The organism is Vibrio sp. 378 (assembly GCF_033339435.1).
Genome location: NZ_JAWOUO010001005.1, coordinates 1 through 552 on the forward strand (window position 1 = coordinate 1; position 552 = coordinate 552).

Genomic DNA, 552 nt, shown 5'->3' on the forward strand with positions numbered 1-552 from the left:
GAATTGCCTCTTCCAATGCCTGCTCTAGAATCGTTCCTGTTGTGATCAGTGGGTTCAGAATCAACGCTCGGTGCGCGGCATTGCGGTTGCCAGTGACCGCGGCTTCGACAGTGAGTGATTCAAAATCCTTCATCAATTGAATCAGGCGCAGCGTATCTGTTGGGAACGGCGCAACATTCAAAGCGACTGGCCCTGATTTAGTGATCATACAGCTGACTTCCACAGTGCAGTCGTCCGGCAAGCCCGCAATCGCGCCGTTGTTGCGAGTGTTCACGTGCATGATGGTGCGCTTGTCGTTGTAGATAGAGCTCATCAGCTCACAGGCCGCTTCTGAATAATATTGGCCACCGCGCTTTTCGAGTTCTTTTGGTTTCTCGTTAAGCTCTGTGTTGCGGTATATATCGAACAGACGTTTCTCCATCGCTTTGACCACTTCGCCGCGAGTGCCTTCGCCGTTCGCTTCTTCAATTTCCTGCTTCATGATGTCTTCGCTGGTGTAATAGTAGCGAAGGTATGCGCATGGAATCATCCCCATATTACGCAGCAGTTCTG

At 51.1% G+C, this 552-nt stretch carries 1 pseudogene; it reads right to left on the bottom strand.

Going from position 1 to position 552, the window contains the following annotated elements:
* Nucleotides 1–552 (bottom strand): annotated as a pseudogene (locus tag R7Q48_RS30050) (6-phospho-beta-glucosidase); the annotation flags it as partial.